Origin of the sequence: Stenotrophomonas sp. PS02297 (genome assembly GCF_029959705.1) — a bacterium.
Classification (GTDB): Bacteria; Pseudomonadota; Gammaproteobacteria; order Xanthomonadales; family Xanthomonadaceae; genus Stenotrophomonas; species Stenotrophomonas nitritireducens.
Genome location: NZ_JASCOS010000078.1, coordinates 1 through 17,195 on the forward strand (window position 1 = coordinate 1; position 17,195 = coordinate 17,195).

Annotated in this window: 14 protein-coding genes; 10 read left to right on the forward strand and 4 right to left on the reverse strand. The window is 69.3% G+C overall.

The features are described from left to right. Nucleotides 1-552: 552 nt before the first annotated feature. On the reverse strand, nucleotides 553-1,764 hold the full coding sequence (tyrS, locus tag QMX80_RS13635; RefSeq protein WP_055773122.1) for a tyrosine--tRNA ligase: 1,212 nt from the start codon (nucleotides 1,762-1,764) through the stop codon (nucleotides 553-555). Nucleotides 1,765-1,926: 162 nt separating this feature from the next. Between tyrS and QMX80_RS13640 the strand changes: the two genes are divergently transcribed. Together QMX80_RS13640 and QMX80_RS13645 are read left to right on the forward strand one after the other, a co-directional pair. Beyond that, nucleotides 1,927-3,381, forward strand: coding sequence for a peptidoglycan DD-metalloendopeptidase family protein (locus tag QMX80_RS13640; RefSeq protein WP_282277602.1), 1,455 nt, complete (start codon nucleotides 1,927-1,929; stop codon nucleotides 3,379-3,381). Between the two features lie 75 nt (nucleotides 3,382-3,456). Continuing rightward, a complete protein-coding gene (locus QMX80_RS13645; RefSeq protein WP_282277603.1) occupies nucleotides 3,457-4,581 on the forward strand; it encodes an anhydro-N-acetylmuramic acid kinase in 1,125 nt (374 codons plus the stop codon). A gap of 150 nt (nucleotides 4,582-4,731) precedes the next feature. Here the strand turns inward: QMX80_RS13645 and QMX80_RS13650 are convergent, their stop codons facing one another. The 3 genes from QMX80_RS13650 to QMX80_RS13660 form a co-directional block, all read right to left on the reverse strand. Continuing rightward, nucleotides 4,732-4,962: a hypothetical protein gene (locus QMX80_RS13650; protein ID WP_055773083.1), complete on the reverse strand. Its 231-nt coding sequence runs from the start codon at nucleotides 4,960-4,962 to the stop codon at nucleotides 4,732-4,734. 113 nt (nucleotides 4,963-5,075) lie between these two features. Further along, nucleotides 5,076-6,452: an MFS transporter gene (locus tag QMX80_RS13655; RefSeq protein WP_282277604.1), complete on the reverse strand. Its 1,377-nt coding sequence runs from the start codon at nucleotides 6,450-6,452 to the stop codon at nucleotides 5,076-5,078. Continuing rightward, on the reverse strand, nucleotides 6,449-7,249 hold the full coding sequence (locus tag QMX80_RS13660) for an exodeoxyribonuclease III (RefSeq protein ID WP_273084970.1): 801 nt from the start codon (nucleotides 7,247-7,249) through the stop codon (nucleotides 6,449-6,451). Before QMX80_RS13660 ends, QMX80_RS13655 begins: the two co-directional genes overlap by 4 nt. A 111-nt stretch (nucleotides 7,250-7,360) precedes the next feature. Here QMX80_RS13660 and pyrE point away from each other — a divergent pair, with 111 nt between their 5' ends. From pyrE to QMX80_RS13700, 8 genes are all read left to right on the forward strand, one after another. Next, nucleotides 7,361-8,020, forward strand: a complete 660-nt coding sequence (gene pyrE / locus QMX80_RS13665) for an orotate phosphoribosyltransferase (RefSeq protein ID WP_273084968.1) — start codon at nucleotides 7,361-7,363, stop codon at nucleotides 8,018-8,020. Nucleotides 8,021-8,035: 15 nt separating this feature from the next. Beyond that, the gene (locus QMX80_RS13670) at nucleotides 8,036-8,731 is read left to right on the forward strand and encodes a hypothetical protein (protein WP_282277605.1); all 696 of its coding nucleotides are present in this window, start codon (nucleotides 8,036-8,038) and stop codon (nucleotides 8,729-8,731) included. Between the two features lie 373 nt (nucleotides 8,732-9,104). After that, nucleotides 9,105-9,197, forward strand: coding sequence for a potassium-transporting ATPase subunit F (locus QMX80_RS13675; protein ID WP_161615418.1), 93 nt, complete (start codon nucleotides 9,105-9,107; stop codon nucleotides 9,195-9,197). Nucleotides 9,198-9,207: 10 nt separating this feature from the next. Continuing rightward, nucleotides 9,208-10,920 carry a potassium-transporting ATPase subunit KdpA gene (gene kdpA / locus QMX80_RS13680; protein WP_282277607.1) on the forward strand — a complete coding sequence of 571 codons (1,713 nt, stop codon included), beginning with the start codon at nucleotides 9,208-9,210 and terminating at the stop codon, nucleotides 10,918-10,920. A gap of 8 nt (nucleotides 10,921-10,928) precedes the next feature. Beyond that, nucleotides 10,929-12,977 (forward strand): potassium-transporting ATPase subunit KdpB, encoded by a 2,049-nt coding sequence (kdpB, locus tag QMX80_RS13685; RefSeq protein ID WP_282277611.1) that lies wholly within the window; start codon nucleotides 10,929-10,931, stop codon nucleotides 12,975-12,977. Between the two features lie 8 nt (nucleotides 12,978-12,985). Beyond that, on the forward strand, nucleotides 12,986-13,564 hold the full coding sequence (gene kdpC, locus QMX80_RS13690) for a potassium-transporting ATPase subunit KdpC (protein ID WP_282277608.1): 579 nt from the start codon (nucleotides 12,986-12,988) through the stop codon (nucleotides 13,562-13,564). 36 nt (nucleotides 13,565-13,600) lie between these two features. Then, nucleotides 13,601-16,261, forward strand: a complete 2,661-nt coding sequence (locus QMX80_RS13695; protein ID WP_282277609.1) for a sensor histidine kinase KdpD — start codon at nucleotides 13,601-13,603, stop codon at nucleotides 16,259-16,261. Further along, a complete protein-coding gene (locus QMX80_RS13700) occupies nucleotides 16,254-16,967 on the forward strand; it encodes a response regulator transcription factor (RefSeq protein WP_282277610.1) in 714 nt (237 codons plus the stop codon). The genes QMX80_RS13695 and QMX80_RS13700 overlap by 8 nt, the downstream gene beginning before the upstream one ends. The last annotated feature ends 228 nt before the right edge of the window (nucleotides 16,968-17,195 follow it).

Below are 17,195 nucleotides of genomic sequence, written 5' to 3' on the forward strand. Positions count from 1 at the left end.
ATGTCCGAAGACAAATACTCTTAGCTGCAGATGTTCAACCACTGGCAACGTTTCGCTTGCTTTACAAACTACTCATTGCTTGATCAAACGTCTGCAAGATGGACAGTCATCCACTCCTGCAGGCGCCCTCACAAGATACCTGCGCATACTTTCAAAGAACTTCGGAATCGGCCTCAGCGCCTTCTTCCAAGTGCTCGACGTTTCCGTCCGAGCGAGCCGCCCATTATAGCCGGCTTTTCCGCTTCGTCAACACCTCGTTTCGAGATGGACTCCGCTGCTTCAACCCCAACCCCGAAGAGCCTTTCGTCGAAGCGAGCCGCCTATTATGTCAGGCTTTTCGTTTCCGTCAACACCCTCTTGCGAGGCCGTTGCCGCCACTTCCTGTGCCCTGCCACCGAAGTGACTGGCGCCGTGAAGCGAGGGAGCGAATTCTAGACATCTTTGTGAAATGTGCAATCTCTTTTTTCAACAAATTCCTGAAAAGCACACTCACGCCACAATCGGCAAGCCGCCGCTCCCGGCGGCGCCGCCGCTGACACATCTCTGTATGGATCAGGCCACGACCAGCAGGACGCGGGCGAAGGTGCGCTTGCCCACCTGCAGCAATCCCTCGAAACCCGGCTGCAGGACGGCCTGCGCGTCCTCGATGACATGGCCATCCACCTTCACCGCACGCTCCTTGAGCTTGCGCGAGGCCTCCGAATTGCTGGGCGTAAGGCCGGCGGCGGTCAGCAGGGCGCCGATGCGCAGTCCTTCGGCCGGCACCGCAACTTCCTGCAGGGGCAGCAGGGTGATGTCGCCCTGCCCGGTCACCGCCGCGTTCCAGCCGGCGATGGCCTGCTCGGCGGCGGCGGCATCGTGGAAGCGGGTGGTCAGTTCGCGCGCCAGGCGCAGCTTGATCTCGCGCGGATTGATCGCGCCGGCTTCGACGTCGGCCCGCAACTGCTTCGCCTCGGCGATGGAGATGTCGAAGCTCAGCAGATCGATCCAGCGCCACATCAGCGTGTCGTCGATCTTCATGGTCTTGGTGACGATGTCGATGGCCGGCTCGCTGATGCCGATGTAGTTGCCCAGCGACTTGGACATCTTGTTGACGCCGTCCAGGCCCTCCAGCAACGGCATGGTCAGCACGATCTGCGGCTTCTGCCCGTAGTGCTCCTGCAGGCCGCGGCCCATCAGCAGGTTGAACTTCTGGTCGGTGCCACCCAGCTCGACGTCCGCTTCCAGCGCCACCGAGTCGTAGCCCTGCACCAGCGGGTAGAGGAACTCGTGGATGGCGATGGACTGCTGGGCGGCGTAACGCTTGGCGAAATCGTCGCGTTCGAGCATGCGCGCCACGGTGTGCTGGCCCGCCAGACGGATCATATCGGCCGCGCCCATCTTCCCGAACCACTCGGAATTGAAGCGGACCTCGGTGCGCTCTCGGTCGAGCACCTTGAATACCTGTTCTTCATAGGTGCGGGCATTGGCCAGCACGTCCTCGCGCGAAAGCGGCTTGCGGGTGACGTTCTTTCCCGAGGGGTCGCCGATCATGCCGGTGAAGTCGCCGATCAGGAAGATCACCTGGTGCCCCAGGTCCTGGAACTGGCGCAGCTTGTTCAACAGCACGGTATGGCCCAGGTGCAGGTCCGGGGCGGTGGGGTCGAAGCCGGCCTTGACCCGCAGCGGACGACCGCTCTCCAGACGCTGGCGCAGTTCATCCACCTTGAGAATTTCGTCGGCACCGCGGCCGATCAGGGCAAGGGCTTCATCAATCGAGGACACGCTGGAACTCCCGGCTTCGCCGTCAGACATGGGGTGTTAAGTGCAGGTTAACCGCCCAATTCATCAAAAAGCCATGCGGCTCAATGGTTTGACGCGGTATTGAAGGGTGACTATGTTACCCGCGTTTGGGCCCGCGATCCGGGTCGACCAGAGAACCGAGCGATGTCCCAACCCGATCACGGCCAGGCGCGCAAACAGCGCTTCCAGGAACGACTCCATGTCCTGCACGACACCGCCCTGCATCGGAAGCTGAAGCAACATCTCCCGGCCGCGTTCAACGAACGCTGGACCCGCCGCCACTGGATCCACGCCAGCCTGTTCGCGACCATCGGCGCGCTGGCGGCGACGATCGTGCCGGGCTTCTCCAACGCCATCGACGCGCCGCTGCCGTCGGCGCATTCGACTCTGGCCCTGCCGCTGCCGCCGCTTTCGCTGGCCCGGCGCGGCGAGACCCCCGGCGACAGCTGGCAGATCCTGCGGGTGGAACGCGGCCAGACCCTGAGCGATCTGTTCGAGCTGGCCGGCGTGCCGGCGACGGTGATGCACCAGCTGCTGGACTACCCGGGCACCCGCGAGGCGCTGACCCGGCTCCGCCCGGGCGCCGAGATCGCCTTCGACCTGCCGGTGAGCGGCCAGCTGCGCACCATCCGCTTCGACCGCGATCCCAGCCACCGCGTGGAGCTGTCGCTGCAGGGCGACCAGATCCGCGAGAAGGTGCTCGAGCGCGTCACCACCACCCGCACCGTGGTCGCCAGCGGGGAAATCCGCAGCTCGCTCTATGCCTCGGCGCTCAAGGCCGGCCTGTCGCCTTCGGCCATCAACACGATGACCGACGAGATCTTCAAGTACGACATCGACTTCTCCAAGGATGTGCAGCCCGGCGACCGCTTCAGCGTGGTCATGGACGAGACCTGGCGCGAGGGCGAGCGCATCGACACCAGCAAGATCCTGGCGGCCACCTTCAGCACCGGCGGCAAGACCTACACCGGCTTCCGCTTCGAGCGCGGCGGCAAGTTCGAATACTTCGACCTCAACGGCCGGCCGCTGAAGAAGAGCTTCATCCGCATGCCGATCCCGTTCGCGCGGCTGAGCTCCACCTTCGGTTCGCGCCGCCATCCCATCCTCGGCACCATGCGCATGCACAAGGGCGTGGACTACGCCGCCGGCACCGGCACGCCGATCATGGCCGCTGGCGACGCCCGCGTGCAGTTCGCCGGCACCCAGCGCGGCTACGGCAACGTGGTGATCCTCGACCATGGCCGCGGCTACACCACCCTGTACGGCCACATGTCGCGCTTCGGCAACATCCGCACCGGCCAGCGCGTCAACCAGGGCACGGTGATCGGCTACGTCGGCTCCACCGGCATGGCCACCGGCCCGCACCTGCACTACGAATTCCGCATCAACGGCGAGCACCGCAACCCGTTGTCGGTGACCATGCCGCCGCCGGAGCCGCTCAAGGGTGCCGAGCTGGCCGCGTTCCGGGCCCAGACCTCGCCGGCGATGGCGCGCATCCAGGGCATGGAGGAACTGATGTACGTCGACGCCGGCAAGGACAAACCGACCACCACCACGGCCAGTGCCGCGACGTCTCCAGTCAGGAACAAGCGCGGCTGACCGGCGGGCCAGCGCATTGACGACCGGGGCAGGGAGCCTTGAAGCTTCCCTGCCCCTTTTCTTTCCGGCCTCCGCATGGCGTCCATCGATCCGCAGCTGCCCCTGTTCCTCGGCCTGATGTCCGGCACCAGCGCCGACGGCATCGACGCCGCGCTGGCGCAGTTTCCGGCCGAAGGCGGCTGCCGTTTCGTGCATGGGCACACCTTCGACTGGAAGGCGGAGACCCGTGCCGCGCTGATCGCGCTGGGCCAGGGCGCCGAACCCGCGTCGCTGGATGCGCTCGGGCAGCTGGATGCCGAGGTCGGCATCGCCTTCGCCGCCGCCGCCAACGGCTTGCTGGAGCGGGCCGGCATCGAGCGCACGCGTGTACAGGCGATCGGCTCACACGGCCAGACCATCCGCCATCGGCCCACCTCCAACCCCGGCTTCACCTGGCAGATCGGCGACGCCAACCGCATCGCCGAACTCACCGGCATCGCCACCGTGGCCGACTTCCGCCGCCGCGACGTGGCCGCCGGCGGGCATGGCGCGCCGCTGATGCCGGCCTTCCACCTGGCCATGCTGGGCAGCGCCCACGAAGACCGGGCGGTGCTCAACCTGGGCGGCATCGCCAACCTGAGCCTGCTCGCCCGCGACGGCAGCCTGCGCGGTTTCGACACCGGCCCGGCCAACGCGCTGCTGGATGGCTGGTGCCAACGCCACCTCGGCGCCGCGTTCGATGCCGACGGCGCCTTCGCCGCCAGCGGCCGGGTGGATGACGCATTGCTGGCGCGGCTGCTGGACGATGCCTGGTTCGCACTGCCACCCCCCAAGAGCACCGGACGCGAGCACTTCCATCTGGACTGGGTGCATGCGCGGCTCGGCAGCGGATCGTTTTCGCCGGCGGACGTACAGGCCACCCTGCTCGAACTCACCGCCGCCACGATCGCCGATGCGCTGCTGGCCCACCTGCCTGGCGTGCAGCGGCTGCTGGTCTGCGGTGGCGGCGTACGCAATCCGCTGTTGCTGCAACGCATCGCCGCGCGCCTGCCCGGCGTGGCGGTAGTCTCCAGCGCCACGCATGGACTCGACCCCGACTACATGGAAGCGATGGGCTTCGCCTGGCTGGCGCGCGAGACCCTGGCAGGACGCCCGGGCAACCTGCCCAGCGTCAGTGGTGCGCGCGGGCCGCGGATCCTTGGCGCGATCCATCCGGCCTGAAAACCGTCCGGGCATGTCGGCTGCGTCCGCGATGCAGCGATAGAGCGGGACGACCGCGACGGCGGCGCGCGGCAGAGGAATCCCAGTAAGGTGCCAGCAGGGCGTCGCCCCGCTCTGCACGTGCGTCATCTCGACCCGCTGGCCATCCGTTCAACCGAATTCGGCCCCAGCCGGCAACGCCTGCAGGGCATGGATGGCTTCGGACAGGACATCCACTTCCGGGTGTTCGAAACCATGGCTCATTTCATGCTCGCCGGCGAACAGGCCCTGTTCGAGCAGCACCGCGCAGGTATGTTCGCGGGTCCAGCCGCGCGCCACCGCGAGGCGGCGGATGCGCTCAAGCAGCAGCGGGTCGATATCCCGCAAGATCACGTCGGCCATGTCGTCACGCCAGCAGTCCGGCGGATCCCCCCGCCGGCATCATCGGCGAGGCGATGACCGGATTCAACGGCTGGCGGATGGAGATTCCAGCGATCCATCCGCCCTTGCCGCATTCAGTCGGGCGCGGCGGCCTTGCGCGCCTGCATCGCCGCCAGCGCCAGGCACAGCAGCAGCACGGGGATCGCCAGCAAGGCGGTGCCGATGAAGAACAGCGCGTAGCCCTCCAGCAGGGTGCGGCCCTGCGCCAGGTACTGCACGGTCACGCCCGAAAAGCCCTTCAGCGCCTTGCCCGGCATCGCGTAGAACGAACTGAGCAGCGCGTACTGGGTCGCGGTATAGCCGATGCTGGTCAGGCTGGACATGTAGGCGATCAACGCGGTGCCGGCGAAGCCGCTGGACAGGTTGTCCACCGCCATGGCGATGGCGAACTCCAGCTTGCCCGGGCCGACGTAGGCCATCCATGCGAACGCCAGGTTCGAGCAGGGACCGAGGATGGCGCCGACCAGCAGCGCCGCCATCACCCCCCAGCGCACCGAGATCACGCCGGCCAGGGCGATGCCGACGAAGGTCGCGACCAGGCCGACCGAACCGCGCACCGCGCCCACCGTGTCCTCGTCCAGGCCAAGGTCGACATAGAACGGGTTGGCCATCGGCCCCATCACGAAATCGGCCATGCGGTAGATGCTGATCGCCGCCAGGATCAGCAGCGCGCCGCTGCGGTATTCGCGGAAGAACATCACGAACGGGCCGATCACCGCATCGAACAGGCCACGCGGCGTCCACAGCCGGGCGGCCTGGTCGTGCACGGCGATCACCGCCCGCGCCGGTTCGCGCGCCAGCGCCACCGCGGCCACGCCCAGGCCCATCAGCGCCGCCATGATCTCGTAGGACAGCTGCCAGCCCACGCGCGCGGCGATGATCAGGATCAGTGCGTCGGTGACCAGCAGCGCGGTGCGGTAGCCCAGCGCCGAGGAGGCGGTCAGCAGGCCCAGCTGTTCGCTGCTGCTGGCGCTCTCGATGCGCCATGCATCGATGACGATGTCCTGCGTGGCCGAGGCGAAAGCCACCACCGTGGCCAGCACGCCGAACACCAGCAGGTGCTCCACCGACAGGCCCAGCACGACGATGTTGCCGCCCTTGGGCTGGACCAGCGCCATGCCCACCAGCGCCAGCCCGGCGAACAGCTGCGACAGCAGCATCCAGCCGCGGCGACGCCCGAACATCCGCCCCAGCAGCGGCACGTCGGTCTTGTCGACGATCGGCGCCCACAGGAACTTCATCGAGTACGCCAGGCCGACCCAGGACAGGAAGCCGATGGTGTCCAGCTCGATGCCTTCCTTGCGCATCCAGAAACCGAGCGTATTGCCCACCAGGTAGATCGGCAGCCCGGAACTGAAGCCCAGCAGCAGCATCGCCAGCACCTTGCGCTGGCGCAGGTTGCCCATCACCTCCCGCCAGCCCTGGTGGCGCTTCGCGGTGGCCTCGCTCACAGGTCGTAGTCCACGGTGAACGGCGCGTGGTCGGAGAAGCGTTCGTCGCGGTAGATCGAGCAGCCGCGCAGGCGCTCGCGCAGCCCCGGCGTGGCGAACTGGTAGTCGATGCGCCAACCGACGTTGTTGGCGCGCGCGGCGCCGCGGTTGCTCCACCAGGTGTAGTCCTGCCCTTCCGGGTGCAGCGCGCGGTAGGCGTCCACCCAGCCGCGACCGCTGGCCAGCTCGGCGTCGCCGGGCTGGTCGGCGCACAGGCCGTTGAGCCAGTCGCGCTCGGCGGGCAGGCAGCCGGAGTTCTTCTGGTTGGATTTCCAGTTCCTGATGTCCAGCGCGGTGCGGACGATATTCCAGTCCCCGCACAGCACGTAGTCGCGGCCGCTGGCCAGCCATTCGTCCAGGATCGGCCGCAGCCAGTCCATCACCTCGAACTTGAAGCCCTGGCGCAGTTCGCCCGACGAGCCGGACGGGATATAGAAGGAAACCACGCTCAGGTTGCCGAAGCGCGCCTCGATATAGCGTCCTTCGTCGTCGAACGGCGCCCAGCCCAGCTCGGTGCGCACCTCGTCCGGTTCGCGCCGGCTCCAGATCGCCACCCCGCTGTAGCCCTTCTTGGTGATGGCGTCGCGGTAGAAACAATGGTGGCCATCGGGCCGGAACAGCGGGTCGGACAGTTGCGATTCCTGGGCCTTGGTCTCCTGGATGCACAGCACGTCGGCCTGCTGGCCGGCGAACCATTGGCTGAAACCCTTGGTGGTGGCCGAACGGATGCCGTTGGCGTTGAAGCTGATGATGCGCATAGGGAACCGCTGACAGGGCCGGGACGGCACAGCATACCGCCCGCGCCAGCATTCCCCGAAGCCATGCTTTACCCTAGGCGCCTTCTATAGACGACGAAGAAAGCGCATCTAATGAGTGACCATCGTTCCCGCTTCCTGCAGCTGGCGCTGAACGCCGACGCCCTGCGTTTCGGCCAGTTCACCCTCAAGTCCGGGCGGGTAAGCCCCTATTTCTTCAATGCCGGCCGTTTCGACACCGGCCTGGCGCTGGCCCAGCTGGGCAACTGCTATGCCGACGCGGTCGATTCCTCCGGGGTCGCCTTCGACCAGCTGTTCGGCCCAGCCTACAAGGGCATCCCGCTGGCCACCGCCATCGCCTGCGAGTTCTCGCACCGCGGCCGCAACCTGCCGCTGACCTTCAACCGCAAGGAAGCCAAGGACCATGGCGAAGGCGGCACCCTGATCGGCGCCGACATGGCCGGCAAGCGCATCCTGATCGTCGACGACGTGATCACCGCCGGCACCGCCATCCGCGAGGCGCTGGCCATCATCCGCGCCGCCAACGGCATCCCCGCCGGCATCGTGGTCGCGCTCGACCGCCAGGAGATCGCCTCCGAGGACGACCCCCGTTCGGCCGCCCAGGCCGTGGCGGCCGAGACCGGCATTCCAGTGATCGCCGTGTCCAACCTCGCCGACCTGCTTGCATTCGCTTCCGGGAACCCGGAACTTGTCGGCTACCGCGAACCGTTGCTGGCCTACCGGGCCCGTTACGGAAGCAATCCAACGGGCTGACCGCAGGGGGCTGCCATGAGGCCGAATCCGTCCACCGCCGTTGCGGGCATGCTGCTGGCGCTGGCTGCGCTGGCCGCGCCGGCGCTGGCACAGAACAAACCGGCCGATACCGGCAAGAAGCTCTACTGCTGGGACAACGCCCGCGGCGAGCGGACCTGTTCGGATACCCTGCCGCCGGAAGCGGTCAACAGCGCGCGCCAGGAGTTCAACGCGCGCAGCGGCCTGCGCGGCGCCGAGGTGCAGCGCGCGCTCACCGCCGAGGAACGCGCCGATGCGGAACTGGCGGCGGCGCAGGCGCAGGTGGATGCGGCGGCGGTGGAAACCCGCCGGCGCACCGAACAGGCCATGCTGTCCACCTACGGCAGCGAGGACGCGCTGCGCCGCGTGTTCAACGAACGCGCGGCCATCGTCGACAACAACATCAAGACCGCCATCTACAACGTAGGCAGCCTGCGCGAGGCACTGGCGACCCAGCTTTCCGTGGCGGGCGACCGCGAGCTGGCCGGGCAGAAGGTGGCCGACAAGCAGGCCGGGGACATCCGCCAGCGCCACACCGAACTGCTCGCCCAGCTGCGGCTGCAGGCGGCCTTCGAGCAGCAGCGCAAGGCGCTGGACGTGGAGATCGCAGAAACCCTGGCCCGCTACCGCGAACTAAAGGGCATCGCCGCACCGGCCGATGCGGCCGGCGCGCCGGCTTCGCCGCCGGGCTGAGCCGCCCATCGGTATCGGGAACACGCGAGCGGCCTGCGGGCCGCTTTTTTGTTGCCCCGTTCCTGCCATTCCCGCTTCCGACCATCGGCAGGCGCGGTCAAAACCGCCCGGGGCGGCCATTTGCCGCCACCGCTCCGACAGCAGCCTCGACCGCGATGGCTGGAAGGCGCCGGCGCCCCCGGCCATCGCAGCGCGCCATCGATCCGCATTTTTATGGCGTTTTTACGCCCGCACCGGTTCCATGGCATCGAACGTTTACGGCCTCCGGGAGGACGATGCCGGTCCTGATCGGGACGACGGCCTGCGGCAACGGCGCCGCCCCGCCCTTCCACCGGCGCGCCCCGCGAGTGGCGTCCCAAAAGCGAGGTTTCCCATGCCCGGCTGGCTTTCCCTGTTGTGCGGACTGGTGGCGCTGGTCGCCGCCGCCTACCTGCTGTACGCGGTCCTGCGGCCCGAGTCGTTCTGAGGAGCGCGCCATGACCGAAGCCCTTGTCATCCTGCTGGCCGGCATGCTCCTGGCCTGGCCGCTGGGCCTGTACCTGGCGCGGCTGATGCGCGGCATGCCGATGCGCATCGATCCCTTGTTCCACTGGATCGAAAAGCCACTGTACCGGCTGCTGGGCGTGGACCCGGGCTGCGCCATGTCCTGGCGCGGCTATGTCGCCGCCTTCCTGCTCAGCAACCTGGTGCTGGCCGTGCCGACGCTGGCCGTGTTCATGACCCAGGCCTGGTTGCCGCTCAACCCGGACCACATTCCCAACCTGCGCTGGGACACCGCGCTGCACACGATGGTGTCGTTCCTGACCAACACCAACCAGCAGCACTACAGCGGCCAGGCGCAGCTGTCCTACCTGTCGCAGATGACCGCCATCACCGGCCTGCAGGTGATCACGCCGATGATGGGCCTGGCCCTGGCCGTGGCCACGCTGCGGGCACTGTTCGCCGGAACGCAGGACAACGGCAACGGCAACGCCGCACGCATCAGGGTCGGCAACTACTACGCCGACGTGGTGCGCCTGTGCCTGCGCTTCCTGCTGCCGCTGTGCCTGCTGTGGACGCTGCTGCTGACCTGGCAGGGCGTGCCCTCGACGCTCGCGGCCGGCCCGCAGGCCGTGCCGATCGACGCCAGCGCCGGCATGCAGGCGCAGAAGATCCCGCTGGGGCCGGTAGCGGCGATGGTCGCGGCCAAGCAGCTCGGCGCCAACGGCGGCGGCTGGTACGGGCCGAACAGCAGCTTCCCGCTGGAAAACCCGACGCCGCTTTCCAATGCGCTGGAACTGGTCGGCATCGTGCTGATCCCGATGGCGGTCGTGTTCATGATCGGCGCCTTCACCGGCCGGCGCCGGTTCGGCGCGCTGGTGTTCGGCTGCATGCTCGGCATGTCGCTGCTGTCCACCTTCGGCACGGTGTGGCTGGAAGGCCATGGCGCCACCGCCGCCAGTCCATTGCTGATGGAAGGCAAGGAGGTCCGCTTCGGCGCGGACGGCACCGCGCTGTGGGCCACGCTGACCACCCAGGTGCAGAACGGCTCGGTCAACGGCATGCAGGATTCGATGAGCCCGCTGACCGGCATGGTGTCGCTGGTCAACATGCTGGTCGGCGCCATCTGGGGCGGCATCGGCTGCGGCCTGCAGCAGTTCCTGGTGTACCTGATGCTGTCGGTGTTCCTGGCCGGACTGATGACCGGGCGCACGCCCGAGCTGTTCGGCCGCAAACTGGAAACGCCGCAGATACGCCTGCTCGCCGTGCTGGTACTGCTGCAACCCATCACCCTGCTCGGCCTGACCGCGCTGACCCTGGCCATCCCCGGCCTGGCAGGCACGTCCAATCCCGGCTTCCACGGCATCACCCAGGTGTTCTACGAGTTCACCTCGGCCTACGCCAACAACGGTTCGGGTTTCGCCGGACTCGCCACCAACACCGTGTGGTGGAACCTGAGCTGCTCGCTGGTGCTGGCGCTGGGCCGTTTCCCGATCCTGATCGTCCCGCTGGTCATCGCCGCACAGCTGGCCGGCAAACGGCAGGCACCGCAGGGCGCAGGCAGCCTGCAGATCGAAACCCCGACCTTCGGCCTGACCCTGGTCTGCGTGATCGTCGTCCTCACCGTGCTGCAGTTCATGCCGGCGCTGGTCCTCGGCCCGGTGGCCGACCACCTGGGCCTGGCACTGCAGGGAGCCCCACAGCCATGAACATCCCGATGTCCCCCCCTGTTTCCCGGGCCGCCACGCGCCGCCCGCCCCTGCTCGACGCCGCCGGCTGGCGGCGCGCCCTGCTGGAGTCGGTCCGCAAGCTGGCGCCGATGCATCTGCTGCACAACCCGGTGATGGCCATCGTCATGGCCGGCACCCTGCTGGCGCTGCTGCTCACGCTCACCGGCAACGCACCGCTGGGCTTCGGCCTGGCGGTCACCGCGATCCTGCTGGCGACCGTATTGTTCGGCAACTTCGCCGAAGCCGTGGCCGAAGCGCGCGGTCGCGGCCAGGCGGCCTCGCTGCGGCGCGCACGCAGGGACCTGGTGGCGCGCCGCCTGGCCGCGCCGCAACCAGGCGCGGCCGAAAGCACCGTCGCCGCGGCCGAACTGCGCCCGGGCGACCACGTGATCGTCTCCGCCGGCGAACTCGTGCCGGCCGACGGCGAGATCGTGCAGGGCCTGGCCACCATCAACGAGGCCGCGGTCACGGGCGAGTCGGCACCGGTGCTGCGCGAGGCCGGCACCGACCGCTCCGGCGTCATCGGCGGCACCAAGGTGCTGTCGGACCAGATCATCGTGCGCGTCACCGCCGAGCCGGGGCACAGCTTCCTGGACCGCATGATCGCGCTGGTGGAAGGCGCCAACCGGCAGAAGACGCCGAACGAGATCGCGCTGACCCTGCTGCTGGCGGCGATGTCGCTGACCTTCCTGGTGGTGGTGGCGACGCTGCCGGCGATCGCCGGCTTCGTCGGCGTACGCGTCGATCCACTGCTGCTGATCGCGCTGCTGGTGTGCCTGATCCCGACCACCATCGGCGGCCTGCTGCCGGCCATCGGCATCGCCGGCATGAACCGGGCATTGGCCGCCAACGTGCTGGCCAAGTCCGGCAAGGCGGTGGAAGTGGCCGGCGACGTGGACGTGCTGCTGCTCGACAAGACCGGCACCATCACCTATGGCGACCGCCAGGCCACGGCCTTCCATGCGCTGGCCGGCATCGATGCCGCGCAACTGCGCGAAGCGGCCCTGCTGTCCTCGCTGGCCGACCCGACCCCGGAGGGCAAATCGATCGTGCGGCTGGCCCGCGAGCAGGGATGCGCCGCCAGCGAACCGGAAAGAGCGGACTACCTGGCCTTCAGCGCGCAGACCCGCATGTCCGGCGTCGACCTGGACGACGGCCGCCGCATCCGCAAGGGTGCAGCCGACGCCATCGCCGCGCACGTGCAGGCGCTGGGCGGCAACGTACCCAACGAGCTGCAGGCGCGCGTGGAGCAGGTCGCCCGCGGTGGCGCCACCCCGCTGGTGGTGTGCGAAGGCCGCCATGTGCTCGGCGTGGTCGCGTTGTCGGACGTGGTCAAGCACGGCATGCGCGAGAAGTTCGCGCAGCTGCGGGCGATGGGCATCCGCACGGTGATGATCACCGGCGACAACCCGTTGACCGCCGCGGCCATCGCCGCCGAAGCCGGGGTGGACGACTACATCGCCCAGGCCAGGCCCGAGGACAAGCTGGCGCGCATCCGCAGCGAACAGGCCGGCGGGCGGCTGGTGGCGATGGTCGGCGACGGCACCAACGATGCGCCGGCGCTGGCGCAGGCCGACATCGGCCTGGCGATGAACTCCGGCACGCAGGCGGCCAAGGAGGCCGGCAACATGGTCGACCTGGATTCGGACCCGGCCAAGCTGCTGGCGGTGGTGGAAGTGGGCAAGCAGCAGCTGATCACCCGCGGCGCGCTGACCACGTTCTCGCTGGCCAACGACGTCTCCAAGTATTTCGCGATCCTGCCGGCGCTGTTCGCCGCGGCCATCCCGTCGATGGCGGCGCTGAACGTGATGCAGCTCTCCAGCCCACGCAACGCGGTACTGGCGGCGCTGGTCTTCAACGCGCTGGTGATTCCGGCCCTGATCCCGCTGGCGCTGCGCGGCGTGCGCTTCCGCCCGGCCAGCGCCACCGCGCTGCTGCGCCGGAACATGCTGGTCTACGGCGTCGGCGGCGTGCTGCTGCCCTTCGTGGCGATCAAGGCCATCGACCTTCTCCTCGTCCTGGTGTCCGGCACATGAATCCTGCAATGCACACTCCACTGTGGCGCCCGGCCATCGGCCTGACGCTGTTCGGCCTGCTCGGCACCGGCCTGCTCTACGCCCTGCTCGCCACCAGCATCGCCGGCACGCTGTTCCCGGAGCAGGCCGACGGCAGCCTGGTCCGCGACGCCGACGGCACGGTGCGCGGCTCCCTCCTGCTGGCGCAGCCCTTCGCGGGCGACGGCTATTTCCAGGCACGGCCATCGGCCGCCGGCTACGACCCGATGGCCGCCGCCGGCAGCAACCTGGCGCGCAGCAATCCGGAACTGGCCAGGCGCGTGGCCGCGGCCACCGCCGCCGTGGCCGCGCGCGAGCGGGTCGCGCCGGCGCAGGTACCGGGCGATCTGGTCACTGCATCCGCCAGCGGACTCGACCCGCAACTCTCGCCGGCGGCGGCGCGGTTGCAGGTGGCACGCGTGGCGCGCGCGCGCGGCTGGCCGCCGCAGCGCGTGCAGGCGCTGCTGGAGGACCAGCTGCAGGACCGGCAATGGGGCGTGTTCGGGCAGCCGCGCGTCAACGTGGTCGCGTTGAACCGGGCCCTGGATGCCGCCGCGCATGCACCCTGATTCCCCGCCTGCCGGACACGGCGCACAATCGCGGCCATGAACGACCCCCGCAGCCGCCAGGCCGATGCGCTGGCCGAAAGCCTGCAACGCGAGGCCGGCGGCAAGCTGACGGTCTTCCTCGGCGCCGCGCCCGGCGTCGGCAAGACCTACGCCATGCTCACCCGCGCGCAGGAACAGCGGCGCCGCGGCGTGGATGTGGTCGCGGCCGTGGTGGAAACGCATGGCCGCAGCGACACCGCCGCGCTGCTGGGCGGGCTGCCGGCGATCGCGCTGCGCGAAGTCGATTACCGCGGCCACCGCCTGCAGGAAATGGACCTGGACGCGGTGCTGGCGCGGCACCCGGCGCTGGTGCTGGTCGACGAACTGGCCCACCGCAACGCACCCGGCAGCCGCCACGAACGGCGCTGGCAGGACGTGATGGAACTGCTCGACGCCGGCATCGACGTCTGGACGACCATCAACATCCAGCATCTGGAAACCCTCAACGACGTGGTGATGCGCATCACCGGCGTACGCGTCGGCGAGACCGTGCCGGACGTGGTGTTCGACCGCCTGCACGACATCGTGCTGGTCGACCTGCCGCCGCGCGAACTGATCGAGCGCCTGCGCCAGGGCAAGGTGTACGTGCCCGAACAGGCCGCGCAGGCGCTGCAGGCGTTCTTCTCGCCGGCCAACCTCACCGCGCTGCGCGAACTGGCCATGCAGGAGGCCGCCGACCGCGTCGACAGCAGCCTGCGCGAGGCGCGGGCAGCGCGTGGCGAGGGCAACCTGCCGTTGCGGCGGCGGGTGCTGGTCGCCATCGACGGCGGCGGCCAGAGCGAATACCTGGTGCGCGTGGCGCGGCGCATCGCCGAGCGCCGCGACGCGCCGTGGACGGTGGTGACGGTGCGGAACCGCCGCCACGACGAGGCCACCGGCCGCGAGATCGACGCCGCCTTCGCGCTGGCGCGCCGCCTCGGCGGCGATGCCGAACTGCTGCACGGGCCGGGCATCGCCGACGTGCTGCTGGACTACGCCTCGCACAACGCCGTTTCCACCCTGGTGCTGGGCCGCACCCGCGAACGCCCGCTGGCGCGGCTGTTCAACCAGACCCTGACCCAGCAGCTGATCCAGCGCGGCGCGCACTACGAAATCACCATCATCAGCACGCCGCAGGCGCGCGCCAGCGCGCGCCGCACCGGGCTGTCGCTCGATCCGGAGAACTGGAGCAGGGACGCGGCGCTGGCGCTGCTGGCCACCGCCGCGGCCTGCCTGGCGGCGTGGCTGGGCGAACGCTGGATCGGCCTGAGCGACCTGGCGATGGTGTTCATCGTCGCCGTGGTGCTGGTGGCCGCGCGCACGCGCATGAGCGCGGCGGTGCTGGCGGCCACGCTGTGCTTCCTGGCCTACAACTTCTTCTTCATCGCCCCGCGCTTCACCTTCGCCATCAACGCGCGCCAGGGCGTGATCACCGTGTTCCTGTTCCTGGCCGCGGCGCTGGTGGCCGGGCGGCTGGCGTCGCGGCTGCGCATGCAGGTGGTGGCGCTGCGCGCGGCCAACCGCCACGCCAACGTGCGCCAGGCGCTGGGGCGGCAACTGGTCGGCGCGACCGACAACGCGCAGGTGGCGCACGCCGGCCGCGTCGCGCTGGAGCAGGCCCTCGATTCGCCGGCCTGGGTGCGGATCGCACAGGACACCAGTACCAGCGGCAGCGCGGCGCCCGGCGCCACCGACCTGGCCGCGGCAGACTGGGCCTTGCGCCATGGCCAGCCGGCGGGCCGCTTCACCGACACCCTGGCCGGCGCCGACTGGTGGTTCCTGCCGCTGCTGGACGGCGAAGGGCACGGCATCGGCGTGGCCGGCCTGCGCCTGGACCGCCAGTACCCGCGGCTGGCGCCGGAGCAGCGCCAATTGGCCGAAGCCATGGCCGACGACATCGCCCAGGCGGCGCTGCGCACGCGCCTGGTCGCCGACCTGGAAACCGCGCACCTGCACAACGAGACCGAACGCCTGCGCTCGGCCCTGCTGTCCTCGGTGTCGCACGACCTGCGCTCGCCGCTGGCGGCGATGATCGGTTCGGCCGACAGCCTTTCCAGCTACGCCGAGGCGATGGACGCCAGCGACCGCCGCGCGCTGCTCGACACCATCGTGGTCGAGGGCGAACGCCTGGACCGCTACATCCAGAACCTGCTGGACATGACCCGGCTCGGCCACGACGGTCTCAAGCTCAACCGCGACTGGATCGGCGTGGACGAGCTGATCGGCTCGGCGGCGCGGCGCCTGCAGCGTTACCAGCCGGATGCGCTGCTGAAGCTGGACATCCCGCACGACCTGCCGCCGATCTGGGTGCATCCGGCGCTGGTCGAACAGGCGGTGTTCAACGTAATGGAGAACGCGGCCAAGTTCTCGCCCCCGGGCATGGCGGTCGAGGTGCGCGCGCGCCTGCACGAGGGCGAGCTGCGCATCGAGGTGATCGACGAGGGGCCGGGCATTCCCGATGCCGAGCGTGCGCGCATTTTCGACATGTTCTACAGCGTGGAACGCGGCGACCGTGGCCGCCAGGGCACCGGCCTGGGCCTGACCATCTGCCAGGGCATGATCGGCGCGCACGGCGGCCACGTCGAAGCGCTGCCTGGCCGCGATGGCCGCGGTACGCTGGTGCGCATGACCCTGCCCCTGCTCCAGCCGCATCCGGAGAGCCCGCGCGACGATGGCTGACGCCCCCGCCATTCCGCCGGCGCGCGTGCTGGTGATCGACGACGAGGTGCAGATCCGCCGCTTCCTCGACATCTCGCTGCGCGCGCAGGGCTATGCCACCAGCCAGGCGGCCACGGGCGGCGAAGGCCTGCGCAAACTTGCCGGCGAAGGCGCCGACCTGGTGATCCTGGACATCGGCCTGCCCGACATGGAAGGCCACGACGTGCTGGCCGAACTGCGCCAATGGAGCCAGGTGCCGGTGATCATGCTCAGCGTGCGCGCCGGCGAAGCGGAGAAGGTGCGGGCGCTGGACAACGGCGCCAACGATTACGTGACCAAGCCTTTCGGCACGCAGGAACTGATGGCGCGGGCAAGGGCGCTGCTGCGCGGCCGCAGCGCCGACGGCGAAGGCCAGGTGCCGCTGTTCGACGACGGCCACCTGCGCATCGACCTGGCCCGCCGCGAGGTACGCCTGGACGGTGCGGCGGTGGCGTTGACCCGCAAGGAATACGCGTTGCTGGCGCTGCTGCTGCGCAATGCCGGGCGCGTGGTCACCCAGCCGCAGATCCTGCAGGAAGTCTGGGGTCCGAGCCATCGCCACGACACGCATTACCTGCGCATCCTGGTCGGCCGGCTGCGGCACAAGCTCGGCGACTCGGCGTTGGAATCGCGCTACCTGTTCACCGAACCCGGCGTCGGCCTGCGCTTCCACGCAATGCCCCTGTAGAGCGGGGCAAGCCCCGCTGCGGCACTACCTGCGAAGGCCCCGCCGGGCGTTGCCCGGCGCTACAGAACACCGCGCTCCTTGTAGAGCGGGGCGAAGCCCCGCTGTGGCATTCCCAACCGAAGCCCCCGCCGGGCGCTGCCCGGCGCGCCCACGGCGGCGATCAGAAGCCCAGCTCGGTCCCCGCCGGCAGCACCTGCCGCAGCAGGTCGCGGAACAGGCCCTTCATCC